This is a genomic window from Devosia sp. (assembly GCF_036563435.1).
Taxonomy (GTDB): Bacteria; Pseudomonadota; Alphaproteobacteria; order Rhizobiales; family Devosiaceae; genus Devosia.
The window spans coordinates 222512-238506 of sequence record NZ_DATCMJ010000012.1 but is presented as its reverse complement, the minus strand read 5'-3'; the positions used below and the strand labels follow the sequence as shown (position 1 = coordinate 238506).

At 63.7% G+C, this 15995-nt stretch carries 14 protein-coding genes, 1 other RNA gene and 1 pseudogene; 11 read left to right on the top strand and 5 right to left on the bottom strand.

The annotated features are described in order from the left end of the window. Position 1 precedes the first annotated feature (1 nt). From VIL88_RS07150 to VIL88_RS07130, 5 genes are read left to right on the top strand one after another with little or no spacing between them, the layout of a single operon-like run. Complete coding sequence (locus tag VIL88_RS07150; RefSeq protein WP_331987295.1) at positions 2 to 1432, top strand: type II and III secretion system protein family protein; 1431 nt, start codon at positions 2 to 4, stop codon at positions 1430 to 1432. Between the two features lie 23 nt (positions 1433 to 1455). Next, positions 1456 to 2727, top strand: a complete 1272-nt coding sequence (locus VIL88_RS07145; protein WP_331987293.1) for an AAA family ATPase — start codon at positions 1456 to 1458, stop codon at positions 2725 to 2727. 39 nt (positions 2728 to 2766) lie between these two features. Next, complete coding sequence (locus VIL88_RS07140) at positions 2767 to 4260, top strand: CpaF family protein (protein WP_331987291.1); 1494 nt, start codon at positions 2767 to 2769, stop codon at positions 4258 to 4260. Then, complete coding sequence (locus VIL88_RS07135; protein ID WP_331987289.1) at positions 4260 to 5234, top strand: type II secretion system F family protein; 975 nt, start codon at positions 4260 to 4262, stop codon at positions 5232 to 5234. The genes VIL88_RS07140 and VIL88_RS07135 overlap by 1 nt, the downstream gene beginning before the upstream one ends. 12 nt (positions 5235 to 5246) lie before the next feature. Continuing rightward, complete coding sequence (locus VIL88_RS07130) at positions 5247 to 6251, top strand: type II secretion system F family protein (protein WP_331987287.1); 1005 nt, start codon at positions 5247 to 5249, stop codon at positions 6249 to 6251. A gap of 3 nt (positions 6252 to 6254) precedes the next feature. Here VIL88_RS07130 and VIL88_RS07125 read toward each other — a convergent pair whose 3' ends face one another. Next, positions 6255 to 7025 carry a tetratricopeptide repeat protein gene (locus VIL88_RS07125; RefSeq protein WP_331987285.1) on the bottom strand — a complete coding sequence of 257 codons (771 nt, stop codon included), beginning with the start codon at positions 7023 to 7025 and terminating at the stop codon, positions 6255 to 6257. A 137-nt stretch (positions 7026 to 7162) separates the two neighbouring features. On the opposite strand from VIL88_RS07125, the gene VIL88_RS07120 reads away from it, so the two are divergent. Next, positions 7163 to 8521 carry a leucyl aminopeptidase family protein gene (locus VIL88_RS07120; RefSeq protein ID WP_331987283.1) on the top strand — a complete coding sequence of 453 codons (1359 nt, stop codon included), beginning with the start codon at positions 7163 to 7165 and terminating at the stop codon, positions 8519 to 8521. 8 nt (positions 8522 to 8529) lie between these two features. Here VIL88_RS07120 and VIL88_RS07115 read toward each other — a convergent pair whose 3' ends face one another. Together VIL88_RS07115 and VIL88_RS07110 are read right to left on the bottom strand one after the other, a co-directional pair. After that, positions 8530 to 9471 (bottom strand): glyoxylate/hydroxypyruvate reductase A, encoded by a 942-nt coding sequence (locus VIL88_RS07115; RefSeq protein ID WP_331987281.1) that lies wholly within the window; start codon positions 9469 to 9471, stop codon positions 8530 to 8532. Positions 9472 to 9537: 66 nt separating this feature from the next. After that, entirely contained in the window at positions 9538 to 10413 is an 876-nt protein-coding gene (locus tag VIL88_RS07110) for a cytochrome c family protein (RefSeq protein WP_331987279.1), read from the bottom strand. 255 nt (positions 10414 to 10668) lie between these two features. Between VIL88_RS07110 and VIL88_RS07105 the strand changes: the two genes are divergently transcribed. Then, the gene (locus VIL88_RS07105; RefSeq protein ID WP_331987277.1) at positions 10669 to 11499 is read left to right on the top strand and encodes a prephenate dehydratase; all 831 of its coding nucleotides are present in this window, start codon (positions 10669 to 10671) and stop codon (positions 11497 to 11499) included. A gap of 3 nt (positions 11500 to 11502) precedes the next feature. Here the strand turns inward: VIL88_RS07105 and VIL88_RS07100 are convergent, their stop codons facing one another. Further along, on the bottom strand, positions 11503 to 12363 hold the full coding sequence (locus tag VIL88_RS07100; protein ID WP_331987275.1) for an LOG family protein: 861 nt from the start codon (positions 12361 to 12363) through the stop codon (positions 11503 to 11505). A gap of 133 nt (positions 12364 to 12496) precedes the next feature. On the opposite strand from VIL88_RS07100, the gene ffs reads away from it, so the two are divergent. The 4 genes and pseudogenes from ffs to recR all read left to right on the top strand — a co-directional run bounded on the left by ffs (position 12497) and on the right by recR (position 15333). Then, positions 12497 to 12592: signal recognition particle sRNA small type (gene ffs / locus VIL88_RS07095), an RNA gene on the top strand. Between the two features lie 57 nt (positions 12593 to 12649). Continuing rightward, a pseudogene (locus VIL88_RS07090) lies at positions 12650 to 14416 on the top strand (DNA polymerase III subunit gamma/tau); the annotation flags it as partial. Beyond that, positions 14413 to 14736, top strand: a complete 324-nt coding sequence (locus VIL88_RS07085) for a YbaB/EbfC family nucleoid-associated protein (RefSeq protein WP_331987273.1) — start codon at positions 14413 to 14415, stop codon at positions 14734 to 14736. The pseudogene VIL88_RS07090 and the gene VIL88_RS07085, both read left to right, overlap by 4 nt. Before the next feature lie 3 nt (positions 14737 to 14739). Further along, positions 14740 to 15333: a recombination mediator RecR gene (recR, locus tag VIL88_RS07080; protein WP_331987271.1), complete on the top strand. Its 594-nt coding sequence runs from the start codon at positions 14740 to 14742 to the stop codon at positions 15331 to 15333. A gap of 157 nt (positions 15334 to 15490) precedes the next feature. On the opposite strand, the gene VIL88_RS07075 is transcribed toward recR, so the two are convergent. Continuing rightward, the gene (locus VIL88_RS07075; RefSeq protein ID WP_331987269.1) at positions 15491 to 15970 is read right to left on the bottom strand and encodes a hypothetical protein; all 480 of its coding nucleotides are present in this window, start codon (positions 15968 to 15970) and stop codon (positions 15491 to 15493) included. Between the last annotated feature and the right edge of the window lie 25 nt (positions 15971 to 15995).

Here is a 15995-nt window from a genome sequence, read left to right as displayed (position 1 = left end):
CATGAAAACCTTCCATTCCATTCTCCGCAGTGCTGCTGTCTGTGCTGTCGCCGTCCCCATGTTCGCTGTGGCCTTGCTGGCTGGGTCGAGCCTCTCGGCAGTCACTGCACAAGAAAACCACGTCTCGATCTCACCGGCCGCCTACGGTGCGACCCGGGAAATGCAGATCGAGCTCAACAAGACGGTTCTGGTTGATCTACCCGCGGGAGCGGCGGAGGTCATCGTCTCGCAGCCTGAAGTGGCTGCAGCCATCATGCGTACCCGTACCCGGGCGATCGTCCAGGGCGTGACGGGCGGCGACACCAACATCTTTTTCCTCGATGACAGCGGCCGCACCATCGCGGTGCTGGACGTGAAGGTGATGGAGGAGCCATCGCAAGTGGGCAACGCGCTTGAAACGGCGCTGGCTCGCGTAATTCCTGGCTCCAATATTCGTGTGGAGTCGGTCACCCTAGGTGACGACATCGGCGAAGTGAACCGTGTGGTGCTCACCGGCAATGTTATGTCTTCCGAGGATCGCGACCGCGCCACACAAGTCGCGATTCAGTTCGCCGGCGGGGTAGAAAATGTCGCCAATATCCTCGACGTTTCGGGCGCTCAGCAGGTCATGCTGCAGGTCACTGTCTCGGAGGTTAAGCGTTCTGTTGCCAAGCAATTCGGCATCAATCTATCCGCTGTCTTCAACGTTGGTACCACCAACCTCCTGAACTTTGCGAATGTGATGAAGGACCAGGATAGCCCGCATGGCGCCGATGCGAGCTTCGGAGCCAATGGCAACAGGGTCACTTCGGCTATTCGGGCGCTGGAGGAGCGTGGAGCCCTGCGTGTTCTGGCTCAGCCCACGCTGACCGCGATTTCAGGTGAGCAAGCCACCTTCCTCGCGGGCGGTGAGATCCCCTATGTTACCTACGAACCAGAGAACGATGAGGATCGCCTCAAGAGAACCGTCATCTTCAAACCATACGGTGTCGAGCTGGCCTTCACTCCGGTAGTCCGCTCGAACGGCTCAATAGGGCTGAAGGTCGATACCTCCGTCTCTGAGCCTCAGGCTGATATGTCGATCAGCAAGCGCGAAGCGAGCACTTCTGTGGAACTGCCGAGCGGCACGACCCTGTCCATTGGAGGGCTTCTGGAAGAGCGCTCCAGCACACAGGTCGATCAGTTTCCGTGGTTAGGCGACATTCCTATCCTGGGCGCGCTGTTCCGCTCTCGGGATTATCAGACGCAGCAGACGGAGCTTGTCATCCTTGTCACGCCATACTTGGTAGCGCCAAGCATCGCCAATTCCATTCCTGTGCCAACCGACCATTCAGTGCCGGCCCCTGACGCCGAGGGTATCTTCCTCGGCCGCCTCGAAACCCTCTATGGCGTGGGCAAGACGGGTGAGATGCGCGGCGGTTTCAGTGGGTCGGTCGGCTTCGTGCTCGACTGAGACGACGATAAAGAGAGTTTGTAATGAGTTTTCTCACTCCTGAGCCAAAGAAGCCGGAAGAGCCTGCAGCCGAGATCGCCTCGGGCGCCCGGCTCATTCCGCGCATCACCATCCAGGCCTTCTGCGACCACTCACAGACGGCTCAGCTGGTGGAAAGCGCCATTCATGACCGGCGCATGTCCAAGGTGGCGCTGACCACGCATAATGGCGGCATCGATGGGGCGGTCGAGACCTACAAGTCCAACCCGACGCCGAACCTGATCATCGTCGAAACCACGCTGCCGCCTGACGAGATCCCGGCGGCGCTGGAGCGGCTCGCCGAAGTGTGCGACGCCTCGACCCGGGTGATCGTCCTCGGTCATGTCAACGACGTGCTGCTCTACCGCGAACTGATCCGCTCCGGCATCTCCGAGTATATCGTGCTGCCGGCCTCGGCCCAGCAGATCGTCGGGGCCATCACAGAACTCTTTGCCTCCGAGAACGCGGCGCCTATCGGCCGCACCATCGGCTTTGTCTCCGCCAAAGGCGGCGCCGGCGGGTCCACGGTGGCGCACAACGTATCCTGGGCCATCGCTACGGCCCTGCGCCAGGACACGCTGATCATCGACATGGACTTGGCCTTCGGCACGGTCGGGCTCAACTTCAACCAGGACCCACCGCACGGCATCGCGGACGTGCTGCAGGCCAATGTGAAGATCGACCAGACCATGCTTGATCGGCTGATGAGCAAGGCGGCCAACCACATCAACCTGCTGACCGCCCCGGTCACGCTGGACCGCACCTTCGATTTCGAGGGCCGCGAGTTCGAGCAGGTCATCGAAATGTGCCAGAACGCCATGCCCGTCGTGGTGCTGGACATTCCTCATGCCTGGAACGCATGGATCCGGCACACGCTGGCAACGGTGGACGAGGTGGTGATTGTCGCCGAACCGGACCTGGCAAACCTGCGTAACGCCAAGAACCTTGCCGACACGATCCGCGCCCTGAGGCCAACCGAGAGCGCGCCGTCGCTGGTGCTCAACAAGCTCGCTATGCCACGCCGGCCCGAGATCAACGCTGCTGAATTTGCCGACTCCGTCGAGTGCCAGCTGCTGGGCCAGATACCGTTCGACGCGGCGCTGTTCGGCACGGCCGCCAACAATGGGCAGATGATTGCTGAGGTCTCGGCCAGCAACAGGATCAACGACATCTATCGCAGCGTCGGCATGCACGTGACCGGCCGGCAGGCCATGCAGGCCGGTGGACGCTCGGCCAGCCTGATGAAGCTGCCGGCCTTTTTGAAGAAGCGAGCCTGAGGGCGCTCCACGTCAAGCCCTCTGAAACGGTAGGATACCATGTTTGGCAAGCGCACAACTTTTGGCGGCAATACGCCCGGCGTCGCTGAAGTCGCGCGCCCCATTGCCAGCCCGCTGCCGCGCCCTGAACCCGCCGCACCCGTTCGCCAGGACGTGCGGAGCGATGCTATGGCCAACCGCATGCGCAACGCCGACGAAGTCGTCGACGTGCGCGCGCCTATCGATGCGGCGCGGGACCAGCAGTATTTCCAGACCAAGTCGGCGATCTTTAATGCGCTGATCGACTCCATAGACCTGTCGCAGCTGGCCACCATGGACCAGGATGCGGCACGCGAGGAAATCCGCGACATTGTCGCCGAGATCATCGCGCTCAAGTCCATCATCATGTCCATCTCCGAGCAGGAAGACCTGCTCGAAGACATCTGCAACGACGTGCTGGGCTATGGCCCGCTCGAGCCGCTGCTGGCGCGCGACGACATCGCCGATATCATGGTGAACGGGTCGCAGAAGTGCTACATCGAAGTGGGTGGCAAGGTGCGCCTTACCAATGTGCGCTTCCGCGACGATGCGCACCTGATGAACGTCTGCCAACGCATCGTGTCCCAGGTCGGCCGCCGCGTCGATGAAAGTTCCCCCATTTGCGACGCCCGCCTGCCTGACGGCTCGCGCGTCAACGTCATCGCCCCGCCACTGGCCATCGATGGCGCCGCGCTCACCATCCGCAAGTTCAAGAAGGACAAGCTGACCCTCCAGCAGCTGGTCAAGTACAACTCCATCTCGCCCGAGGGTGCCGAGGTCCTGCGCATCCTGGGTCGCGTTCGCGCCAATGTGCTGATCTCGGGCGGTACTGGCTCGGGCAAGACGACGCTGCTCAACTGCCTCACCGCCTTCATCGAGAAGGACGAGCGCGTCATCACCTGCGAAGACTCGGCGGAACTGCAATTGCAGCAGCCGCACGTGGTGCGCCTGGAAACCCGCCCGCCCAATCTCGAGGGCGAGGGCGAGATCACCATGCGCGACCTGATCAAGAACTGCCTGCGCATGCGCCCCGAACGCATCATCGTTGGCGAAGTGCGCGGCCCCGAGGCCTTCGACCTCCTCCAGGCCATGAATACCGGCCATGACGGTTCGATGGGCACGCTCCACGCTAATTCGCCGCGCGAAGCCCTTTCGCGTCTTGAATCCATGATCACCATGGGTGGCTATGCACTGCCCAGCCGCACCATCCGCGAGATGATTACCTCCTCCATCGACGTGGTGGTGCAGGCGGCACGCCTGCGGGACGGCTCGCGCCGCATCACCCACATCACCGAGATCCTGGGCATGGAGGGCGATGTGATCGTGACGCAGGACATCTTCGTCTACGACATCATGGGCGAAGACCAGCACGGCATGCTGCTCGGCAAGCACCGCTCCACCGGCATCACCAAGCCGCAATTTGCCGAGCGCGCCCGGTACTTCAACGAGGAACCCAACCTCATCGAGGCGCTGGAGCAGGCCAATACCGAGCAACACCAGTTGCTGAACGCCTGATGACCACCATCCTCCTTATCGTCCTGGCCATGATCACAGTTGGAGCAGCCGGCTTCGCGCTGGTGCCTAATGCGCTGGGCAGCGGCCGGGCGGAAAAGCGCCGCAAGGCGCTGCAGGGCAATATGCGCGTCAACCGCATGGAAGCCAACGCTGCCCGCAGCCGCGACGAGCGGCGCAAGAGCGTGCAGCAGGCCCTGAAATCGCAGACTGACGCTCTTAACGCCAAGAAGCGCCTGACCCTGCCGCAGATGCTGTTTCAGGCGGGCATGACCATCAAGCCAGGAGCCTTTATCCGCAACAGCGTCATCTTCGGCGCGGTGGTCTTCGTGGTCCTCGTGATCGTTCAGGTGCCGATCTTCCTCGCGCCGGTCTTTGCCGTGGCTGCGGCCTACCTGCTGCCGCGCATGTGGATCAACCGCAAGCGCAAGAAGTACCAGAACCAGTTTCTCGATGAACTTCCCAACGCGGTGGAGGCCATTGTCCGTGGCGTCAAGACCGGCTTGCCGCTCAACGACTCCATCCGCGTGGTCGCCAAGGATGCCAAGGAACCGGTGAAATCAGAGTTCGGGCGCGTGCTAGACCAGCAGGCCTTCGGCATGTCCATGAGCGAGGCCGTCGTGGTCCTGCTCGACCGCGTGCCGCTGCCGGAGGTCAACTTCTTCGTCGTGGTGATCACCGTGCAGCAGCAGGCCGGCGGCAATCTCAGCGAGGCGCTGGGGAACCTCGCCAAGGTGCTGCGCAATCGCAAGAAAATGAAGCAGAAGATCAAGGCCATGTCGTCCGAAGCCAAGGCTTCGGCCGGCATTATCGGCTCGCTGCCCTTCGTCGTGGCGATCCTGGTGAGCCTTGTGTCGCCGTCTTACCTAGCGCCGCTGTTTTTCACCACGCTGGGCCAGATTTGGCTGGGCATCGGCGCGGTCATGCTCTCGGCGGGCGTGTTCTTCATGAGCCGCATGGTGCAGTTCGACTACTGATCGGAGCCTAGCATGGACATCTTTGCGCTTCTGGGTCAGCGGGAATTCCTGATCTCCGTGCTTGCTGCGGTCTCCGCGGCCGCCGTGGTTTTCACATTCGGCTCGAGCTTCATCGTCAAGTCGGAGATGCGCGATCGCATCAAGCGCGTAGCCCTGGAGCGCGAGAAGATGCGCGCCGAGGAAATGGCGCGCTTGCGCGGGGTTGCCGCCGGCGACAGCCGCAACATCCGCCGCAATGCCGAGACCAAGACCTATATGAAGACGGTGGTCGAGCGTTTCGACCTCAAGAAGGCGTTCCAGGACGACGCCACGGTCGACAAGCTGGCTATGGCTGGCTATCGCGGGCAGGGGCACCTGACGACGTTCCTGTTCATGCGCCTGATGACCCCGATCATCATCTTTGTGGTGGCCGCGCTCTACCTTCTGGTGTTGGCGCCTGGTGGGCGTCCGCTTTATCTCAACCTGACCTATGCAGTGGGCGCGGCACTTGTGGGCGCCTACCTGCCGCTGCTGCTGCTCAAGAACACGACGACCAAGCGCCAGGCTTCGATCAAGAAGGCATGGCCGGACTGCCTCGATCTGATGCTGCTCTGCGTGGAATCGGGCATGTCGGTTGAACATGCCTTCAAGCGCGTGGCCAAGGAGATCGGCCAGCAGAGCGTGGAACTAGCAGAAGAGCTGACGCTGACCACCGCCGAACTGGCCTTCCTCGAAGACCGCACCCGCGCCTATGACAATCTGGGGCGGCGCACGGGCCTTGATGGCGTGAAGTCCGTGATGACCGCGCTGATCCAGGCGGACCGCTATGGTACCTCCATCGGCCAGGCGCTCCGCGTCATGGCCGAAGAGGGGCGTGATCAGCGCATGTCGGAGGCGGAGAAGAAGGCCTCGGCCCTGCCGCCCAAGCTCACGGTACCGCTGATCCTGTTTTTCCTGCCGGTGCTGTTCATCGTGATCATGGCGCCTGCCGTGATCAAGATCATGAGCGGGCCTTCGGTCAGCGCATTCGGCGGCTAGGGCTCAGCTCTTGGCGATCATGTCCCAGCGGTTCTGCTGCGTCAGCAGGGCGCGCACATAGGCCATGTTGCTTTCAACCTGCTCGGGCGGCAGTTCGGCGGCATAGATGGCGCGGCACTCGTCGAACCGCCCCTGCAGCCCCACCACCAATGCAAGGTTCTGCCGGATCTGGCTGGTCGCCCCGCGCATCTGCACCGCACGGCGGAGATGCTGTTCGGCAGCGGGGAGTTCATTGGTCATGGCATAGGAGAGGCCCAGATTGGCTTCGATCGAGGCTTCGCCCGGTGCATGCACCAGCGCCTGCGCATAAAGGGCTCGCGCTTCGCCGTTGCGGCCGAGTTGGTCCAGCGCCGCGCCCTTGACGAGGAGGGCGTTCCAATCGGGCGCTTCGGGGCGGATGACGTTGTCGAGCACCTGCAGCGACTGTTCGAAGCGGCCATCGGCAGTCAGGGCCTTGGCATAGGCGACGTTGATGTCGACGTCCTTTGGATGAAGCGTCATGCTGATCTCGAGGACAGCGACGGCCTGCTGGCTCTGCCCCGCAACGCGGAGAGCCGCCGCATAGTGGATGGCCACCATCTTGTCCTTGGGATTGCTTTTGTATCGGGCTGTCAGTTCCGCCAGGCTCTGCTGGCTTTGCGCCGCCGGCATGCCTGAATAATCGGGTGAGGGCATGCTGCCGCGGTTGGACGCGCAGGCGCTGATTGCCAGTGCGGCCACGCCCGCCAGCAGCAGGGCTCGCATGGGTTTGCAAAACTGGGCAAGCGACAGCACAGGCGTTACTCCTCGGGTAGCAGATCCCGTGCCTGTTCAATAAATCATTAACCCTAACGCGCGGTTAAACCGGTGGTGCCGGGCGTTGCGGAGCAGGGAGAGCGTGGTTACAACTCGGCGCCCAATGGAGTTCGCTCATGCCAGAACACGCAATCATCCCCATCATCTGCATCGAGGAAGGCGGGTTGGCGGCCGCTGGGCTCCAAGGGGAGCAGGCGAGCTGGGCTGCAGCAAACGGTTTTACGGGGCAGCGCGGCCGATTGCTGGCAATGCCGGGCGAGGGTGGTCGCGTGGCGTCTTACCTCTTCGGCCTGGGTGCGGCCAAGGAGCGTCCGGCCCTGGTGCTGGGTCTCGCGAGTGCTGCCTTGCCGGCTGGATCCTACCGGCTGGAGGGCGCCTTTGGCGACCCCATCCTGGCGGCGCTGGGCTTCCGCCTTGGCACCTATCGCTTCGATCGCTATCGCAAGGCCACCGCTGTTGCAGAACTAGCGGAATATCCGCCAGAGGCTGACGTCGCCGAAGTGGACCGGCTGTTCGAGGCTGCCGCCCTGGCGCGAGACCTCATCAACACGCCCTCCAATGACTTGGGGCCAGACGCTTTCGAAGCGGCGATCCAGCAGTTTGCCCAGGCGCGCGACATGCAGATTGAGGTGACGCGCGGCGATGAGCTGCTTGCCGCCAATTTCCCCATGATCCATGCAGTTGGCCGCGCCAGCACAGAGGCGCCGCGGCTCGTGGACCTGCGGTGGGGCCGGGAAGGGGACCCCAAGGTGACCCTGGTGGGCAAGGGCGTGACCTTCGACACAGGCGGTCTCGACATCAAGACCTCGGCCGGCATGCTGATCATGAAAAAGGACATGGGCGGTGCCGCCAACGTCCTGGGTCTCGCGCACGCCATCGTCTCGGCTGGGCTGCCGGTGCGGCTGCGCGTCCTCCTGCCGATCGTCGAGAATGCCATCAGCGGCAATTCCTTCCGTCCCTGCGACGTTCTTCCCTCGCGCAAGGGCTTGACGGTGGAGATCGGCAACACCGATGCCGAAGGCCGCCTCATCCTGGCTGACGCACTGGCCCTGGCCGATGAGGAAAGCCCGGAGCTGCTGATCGACATGGCAACGCTGACCGGCGCGGCGCGGGTGGCGCTCGGTCCCGAACTGCCGCCGCTCTATTCGACCGATGACGCGCTCGCCCGCGAACTCATGGCCGAGGGCGCGTTATCGGACGACCCGCTGTGGCAGATGCCGCTCTGGTCGCCCTATGATGCGATGATGAGTTCCAAGATCGCTGACGTTAACAATGCTGGCAGCGGTGGCTTTGCCGGCTCGGTTACGGCCGCCCTGTTCCTCCGCCGCTTCGTCGCCAATGCCGGGGCGTGGGTGCACCTCGACATCTTCGGCTGGGCCCCGGAAGCGCGGGCCGGACGCAGCCAGGGTGGCACCGACCAGGGCATCCGTGCCGTCTACCGCATGCTCAAGCGCCGCTTTCCGGAGAGGCACTGACGCCCCGGCTAGTAGCCGAGGCTGCGGTCCACCACGTTGATCAGCGGCTTGCCCGCTTCATGTTCGCGAATGATGCGCGAGAAGTAGCGCACGCCCGTCGTTTCGCTGGAAATGGCAGCGATGTGGGGCGTGATATAGCAGTTGTCGAGGTCCCATAGCGGGCTCTGCTCCGGCAGGGGCTCGGTCTCGAACACATCCAAGCTTGCGGCCGCGAGGGTTCCGTCCCCAAGGGCGCGCACGATGTCGGCTTCCCGCTGGTGGCCGCCACGAGCGGCGTTGATGATCACCGGGCCGCCCTCCAGCACATTGCGGCGGAGCTTGCCGAAGGTCTCGTAGTTGAGAATGCCTGCCGTTTCCGGCGTCAGCGGCAGCAGGTTGACCAGGATGTCGGTGCCCGAAAGGAAGGCGTCGAACGTGTCCTGTCCCGCAAAACCCTCCACGCCTTCGATCTGCTTGGGCGTGCGGCTCCAGCTGCGCAGTGTGAAGCCCAGGGCGAGCAGGCGCTTGGCTGCATCCTGCCCGAGCACGCCCATGCCCATGATCCCCACCGTGGTTTGCGAGGCGGCGGGTGGGTAGAGTTGGCTCCAGCGCCGCGCCTTCTGGTCGGCCCGGAAGCGGGTGTAGAGCCGGTGGTGCATGGTGACATGGGCCACCACATAGTCGCTCATGCGCTGGCTGAGATCGTCATCCACAAAGCGCACGATGGGCACGTCTCGCGGGAGCTTGGGATGCTTGAGCAGCGCATCGACGCCGGCGCCCAGCGAGAGAATGGCCTTGAGCCCAGTGAGCCCGTCAAAGGCCTCCGGCTTGGGCTTCCAGACGAAGATGTAGCGAATATCGGCGGGATCGTAGGTCTCGCCCCGGCGCACCACTGGGTAGGGAGCCAGTTCCTCTTTGAGTCTGGCGCCCCAACTCGCTTCGTCCACGTCGGAAAGGTGCAGCAGCAGCATAGTGAACCTCAAGAAAAAGCCGCGCCGTTTGACGGGCGCGGCTGGGTGATCGTTATCCGGCAGCCACTACTGCACGGTCGCGCCCGCTGGAGCAGGCTCGGCTTCGGGTGGATTGGCAGGCGCCGGCGTGGTGGTGGGCGTTGCGCCAGCATTGGGCGCAGGAACGCCGCTGCCGGTCGGGGTGCCGACCACGGGCGTTTCGCTTTGAGTGGTCGTCGGCGTGTCATTGACCTCGGCCGGAGCGGAGGGCTCGGTGGCGTTGCCGGGCTGGTCTGCAGCCGGATCGGTCGGCGTTGTATGTTCAGGCTGCTGAGTACCGGCAGCTTCGGCGGCAGGCGCCCCTGCGTCGGTTTCGCCTTCGTCAGCCGCAGGCGCTTCTGCTGGAGCGACATCGGCAGCCGGGAACGGCACCGGATCGGGCGACAGGGTCTGGAGATATGCCAGGATGTCGGCGCGTTCTTCAGCGGTGCGCACACCGGCAAAGTTCATCTTGGTGCCGGGCACGTAGTCGCTGGGCTTGGTGAGGAAGTGGTCGAGGTTCTCATAGGTCCAGACATCGCCGGCAGCGTTATGCGCCATCATGCCTTCCGAATAGGCGAAGTCCGGCACGGAGCCTTCGAGGCGGCCGACGACGCCATAGAGGTGGGGACCCTGTTTGTTGGGTTCGCCTTCACCGAAGTTGTGGCAGGACTGGCACTTGCGCACTGCAGCCTGCCCGCGTTCGACGCTGGCGCTCGCCAAGAGGACGCCGAGCGGAACGGCCGGGGCTTCGGCGACGGCTTCGCCGCCTTCGGCTGCGACTTCCGGTTCGGGGAGGGCGTAGCCGGGCCCACGGTTCTCGATGGGATGGTAGATGGCTTCAGCGACAAAGCCGGCGCCCATGACGAACAGCAGCGTGCCGAGCACGGCGCCCATGATCTTGTTTAGCTCGAACGAATCCATTTGAAACTCTCTGCCAGTCCATCCCCTATGGACGATATGCGAACTCCGCCCAACTTCCGATATCCCGGGGGAAATCTGCTCAACGAGGGGTCCGACGCGCGCGGAAGATAGTCGGTCGGTTAGAGTGGTGCAACCACTCAAAGCGGCGCTGCGACATTTCCCCACCGCACCCAACGCCATAGCTTTGACCGCGGTTCAATTGACTCCATCCCGGCCTCGGTTCAAAAGCCACTCGCCTCCATTGCAGGGACTGCCATGACCATGAAGATCGCCTTCCAGGGTGAACCCGGTGCCTTCAGCCACGCTGCCGCGCGCGGCGTTTTCCCTGACGCGAGCTTTGTGCCTAAAGTGACCTTTGAAGAGGCGATGGCTGCGGTGCAGTCGGGCGAGGCGGACCGGGCGGTATTGCCGGTCGAGAACTCGCTCTATGGCCGCATCACCGACATTCACCACCTGCTGCCCGAAAGCGGCCTCTTCATCATCGGCGAGACCTATCTTCGTATCGAGATGAACCTCCTGGGCGTGCCCGGCGCGACCATTGCCGACCTGACGGCGGTGCAGTCGCAGCCGCCGGCGCTGGGGCAGTGCCGCAAGTTCATTGCCCAGCACAACCTGCGCACCATCAACGGCGCCGACACGGCCGGTTCTGCCCGCGAGGTCGCCGCCAAGGGTGACAAGACTGTTGCTGCCATCGGTTCGCGCCTCGCCGGTGAAATCTATGGACTGGACCTGCTGCAGGCCAATATCGAGGATGAAGGGCACAACACCACCCGCTTCCTTGTAATGTCGCGGGACAAGCAGGAGGCACCAGCAGGCTCGGGCAAGGTCAAGACCACCTTTGTGTTCCGCGTCCGCAACGTCCCGGCCGCGCTCTACAAGGCCATGGGCGGCTTTGCCACCAATGGCATCAACATGACCAAACTCGAAAGCTATATGGTGGGCGGCGCCTTCACCGCTACCCAGTTCTATGCCGATATCGAGGGCCACCCGTCCGACGTGGGTGTGCAGCATGCCTTCGAGGAACTGAGCTTTTTCACCGACCAGTTCCGTATCCTCGGCGTCTACCCCGCCAGCGAACCGAAATAGGCGTTAGTCGCCGCGCGGTGGCTCGTTGGTGACGGGCAGGTCGTAGAACCGGCGCACCACTTCCCAGCCTTCCTGCGCCGTGTCGACGACATGGAACAGGTGCGGGTCGTTGGGCGCGATGGTGCCGGCTTCGGCCAGCGCCTCAAAATTGATGACCTTGCCCCAGAACTCCGCGCCAAAGAGCAGCAGCGGGATCTTGTCCATACGGCCGGTCTGGATCAGCGTCAGGGTTTCGAAAAACTCGTCAAGGGTGCCGAAGCCGCCGGGAAACACCGCCACGGCCTTGGCGCGCATCAGGAAGTGGATCTTGCGCGTCGCGAAATAGTGAAAGTTGAAGCTGAGCTCGGGGGTGACGAAGAGGTTGGGCGCCTGCTCGTGCGGCAGGACAATGTTGAGCCCGATCGATGGTGCGCCGACATCGGCCGCGCCGCGATTGCCCGCTTCCATGACTCCGGGCCCGCCACCGGTGGTGACCACGAATTCCTTGAAGTCGAGCGCCTTGGAGGTAGTCGATGCCAGCCGGGCGAATTCACGCGCCTCGTCATAGTAGATGGATGCGGCTTCGAGATTGGCTTTCTGCACCTCGTTCTTGGCCGCCCAAGCCGGCTTGCCAGGTGCTGGGATGCGCGCGCCGCCGAACAGGACGACGGTGGAGTTGATCCCCTGTTCGCGCAGGCGGTATTCGGGTTTGAGGTATTCGAGCTGAAAGCGGATGCCGCGCGTGTCTTCCGAAGTCATGAAGTCGTCGTCGGCAAAGGCGAGTCGGAATGCCGGTGACTCGGTCTGCGGCGTCGAGGGGGCGCGCTTGGACGCTGCAACATCTTCCACGGAAGTGCGTAGGGGCGTGGGGCGGCGTCTGGCCATGTTCCGGCTTCTCCTTGAGCGGCATATCGTCTGCCTCCGCAGTTAAGGTGCAATGGCCGCGGAGGAAAGAGGATGCGTTCAAATCGGTGCGCCGCTCTTGCCTTTGGGGACATTTGTTCGCATATAGCGGGTCGGGAGGTTGGCGCGGACGTGTTCCTCGCCAACCGGGTCAGGTCCGGAAGGAAGCAGCCCCAACGAGACCTTCACGGGTCGTTGCCAGCCTCCTACTTCGCCCTATGATGAGCCATGGCTCCAGGCAGATTCTCCAGCATGCCAGCAGTGGAAGGGCTCGATGGCTGACGCACCGACCTCGCCCTATCTCGTTCTCGCCCGCAAATACCGGCCGCGCGACTTCACCACGCTTGTCGGCCAAGACGCGATGGTGCAGACGCTGGGCAATGCCTTTGCGCAGAACCGCATCCACCACGCCTTTATCCTGACCGGCGTCCGCGGCGTGGGCAAGACCACCACGGCGCGCATCCTGGCCCGTGCCTTTAACTATGAAGATGCCTCTGGGCCGCATCCGACGCTCGACCTCAGCGTCGAGGGCGAGCATTGCCGCGCTATCATCGAGGGACGCCATGTCGACGTCATCGAGATGGACGCCGCCAGCAATACCGGCATCAACGACATTCGCGAGATCATCGACTCGGTGAAATACGCGCCCTCGTCGGCGCCCTACAAAGTCTATGTCATCGACGAAGTGCACATGCTCTCGACGGCGGCCTTCAACGGGCTGCTCAAGACTCTCGAAGAACCGCCGCCCTACGTGAAGTTCATCTTCGCCACCACCGAAATCCGCAAGGTGCCGGTGACGATCCTTTCCCGCTGCATGCGCTTCGACCTGCGCCGGATCACGCCCGAGATCATGACGGCCTACCTCGAGTCGATCCTGGGGCAAGAGGGCATCAGCTTCGAACCCGAGGCGCTGGCCATGATCGTGCGGGCCGGCGAAGGCTCGGCACGCGACAACCTTTCGCTGCTGGACCAGGCCATTGCCCATGGCAATGGCACGGTGACAGCGGCCACCGTCAAGTCCATGCTCGGCCTCGGCGACCGGGCACGCGTTATCGACCTCTTCGAGGAACTGATGGGTGGGCAGGTGGGGCAGGCCATCGAAACCATGCGCGCGCTCTATGACCTGGGTGCCGATCCGCAGACGCTGGTGGCGGACCTTGCCGATTTCACCCACCTCGTTACCCGGATCAAGGTCGTGCCCGCTGCCGCCGACGATGTGTCGCTGACGCCAGACGAGCGGCGGCGCGGTGCTGAACTCGCTGCCCGGCTGCCAATGCGCGCGCTGACGCGGGCCTGGCAAATCCTGTTCAAAGGCCACGAGGAAGTCGCGCGGGCCAGCAACGGTTTGCAGGCGGCCGAGATGGCATTGATCCGCCTGGCCTATGCTGCGGACTTGCCCAGCCCTGATGAACTCATCGCCAAGCTGGCCAACCAGCCGGCGCCTGCACCGAGCCTGCCGCCTGCGGCGCCCCTCGGTCGTCCCACCTCCAGTGGTGGCGGCGGCGCTTCGGCCATGCGCGTCGGGGCGCCGCGCCCGGTGATGACCGAGGCTGTTGCCACTCAGCCTGCCGTGCCGCAGGCGGTGGCCAAGCCTGAAGTGGTGCCCGCCTTTTCCACCGTCAGTTCCTACAAGGAGCTGATTGCCCTGGCCCAGGCCAAGCGCGATGTGCTGGTCAAGCTGGCGCTGGAAGGCTCGATGCGCCCTGTGTCCTTTGAACAGGGACGGATCGAGGTGGCGCTGGCCGACGGGGTCGACCCAGGCATCATCGCAACACTGTCGGCGCGGCTGCAGCTGTGGACCGGCCAGCGCTGGCTGGTCAACGTCTCGAGCAAGCCGCCCGAGGGCCTGACGCTGAAACAGGAAAAGCAGCAGCGGGTCGAGGCAGCTCATGCCGCCGCGCATGACGACCCGCTGGTCAAAGCCATTCTCGAAACTTTCCCCGGCGCCAAGCTGGTCAACGTGAAGGTGCGCGACGATGCCGTCGCTGCCGAACCGGATCTGCCACCGCCCCCACAAGAAGAGGACGACGAATGAAAGACATCATGGGAATGATGAAGGCCGCCAGCGAGATGAAGGGCAAGATGGAGGCCATGCAGGCCGAGCTTGCCGAACTGGTGGTGGAAGGCCGTTCCGGCGGCGGCATGGTCACTGTCTCGCTTTCGGGCAAGGGTGACCTCAAGGGCGTCAAGATCGACCCGTCCCTGTTCAAGGAAGACGATGTCGAGGTGCTCGAGGACCTGATCATCGCCGCCCATGCCGACGCCAAGGCCAAGTCGGAAGCCGAGATGCAGCGCAAGATGAGCGAAGTTACCGCAGGGCTTCCCATCCCGCCGGGCATGAAGTTCCCGTTCTAGCAATTGGCTACCGGCGGACCCGAGATCGAACAGCTGATCCAGCTCCTGGCGCGCCTGCCGGGGCTTGGACCCCGCTCGGCACGGCGGGCCGTGCTGCATCTGGTGAAAAAGAAGGAGCAGCTGATGTTGCCCCTGTCGGCCGCACTGGACCGTGCCGTTGCGGCGGTGCGCACCTGCGAGGTTTGCGGCAATATCGATACCAAGAGCCCCTGTTCCATCTGCGCCGATCCACGCCGCGATAATAGCATGCTGATCGTGGTGGAGGATGTTTCCGATCTCTGGGCGCTGGAACGGGCAGGGGTGGGGCTGGTGAAGTACCACGTGCTGGGCGGCGTCCTGTCGCCGCTCGATGGCGTGGGGCCGGATGACATCAGCGCCGATGCCTTGATCGCGCGGGCCCCGCAGTTCGGTGAGATTGTCCTCGCCGTCAATGCCACGGTGGAGGGGCAGACGACGGCCCACTACATCACCGATCGGCTGGCGGGTTCGGGGGCCAAGGTCACGCGGCTGGCGCATGGCGTGCCGGTGGGGGGTGAACTTGACTATCTCGACGAAGGGACGCTGAGCCAGGCGTTGCGGGCGCGGACGGTGATTTGACCTTTTTCGGTCATGTTAGTGGCTAACCGTCACCCCCTCCCAGCCTCCCCCTAGAGGGGGAGGGGTGGCTCCACTCTTGTGGCACGATCGTGCTCATGCACAGATCGGCACCTCCCTCTGGGAAGGGGGAGGCGGGGAGGGGGCTGTTGGGCACGATCTAGTGCACGCCCTTTTCGGGGCGGAAGCCATCGCCGTCTTCCCATTCGGTCTCGTCGAGGGGAGCAAGCTCCTCTTCGTCCACGTCGTCGCCTTCGATGGCGTGGCGGCTGTCTTCATCGTCGGGCGACAGGGCATCAAGGCGGTCATTGGGATCGTTGTCGAAGGTGGGCGCGAGGCCGGCATAGTCGTCGCCGTCATCGCCATTGGCGATCATGGCGCTGAGCTCGTCGATGGCGCGATCGAGTTCGTCCAGGGACGCTGCCGGATCCTGGTCGCCCCAGTCGCCGCTTTCGCGCACGGTGGCCTCTTCGCGCAGTTCGCGCAGGCGGGCCAGGCGGTGGCTGGCGGGGCGGTCATCGCCGTAAAGCAGGTCTTCGATCTCGGTCTGCGTATAGGGCTCGGCAAGGCCGAAGGCTTCGGATGCGTCGCCGGGCTGGATATCCTGGGGAATGATATGGCCTGGATTATTGGGTGCCATGGAGTGAACTCCTTTCAAGTGGTCT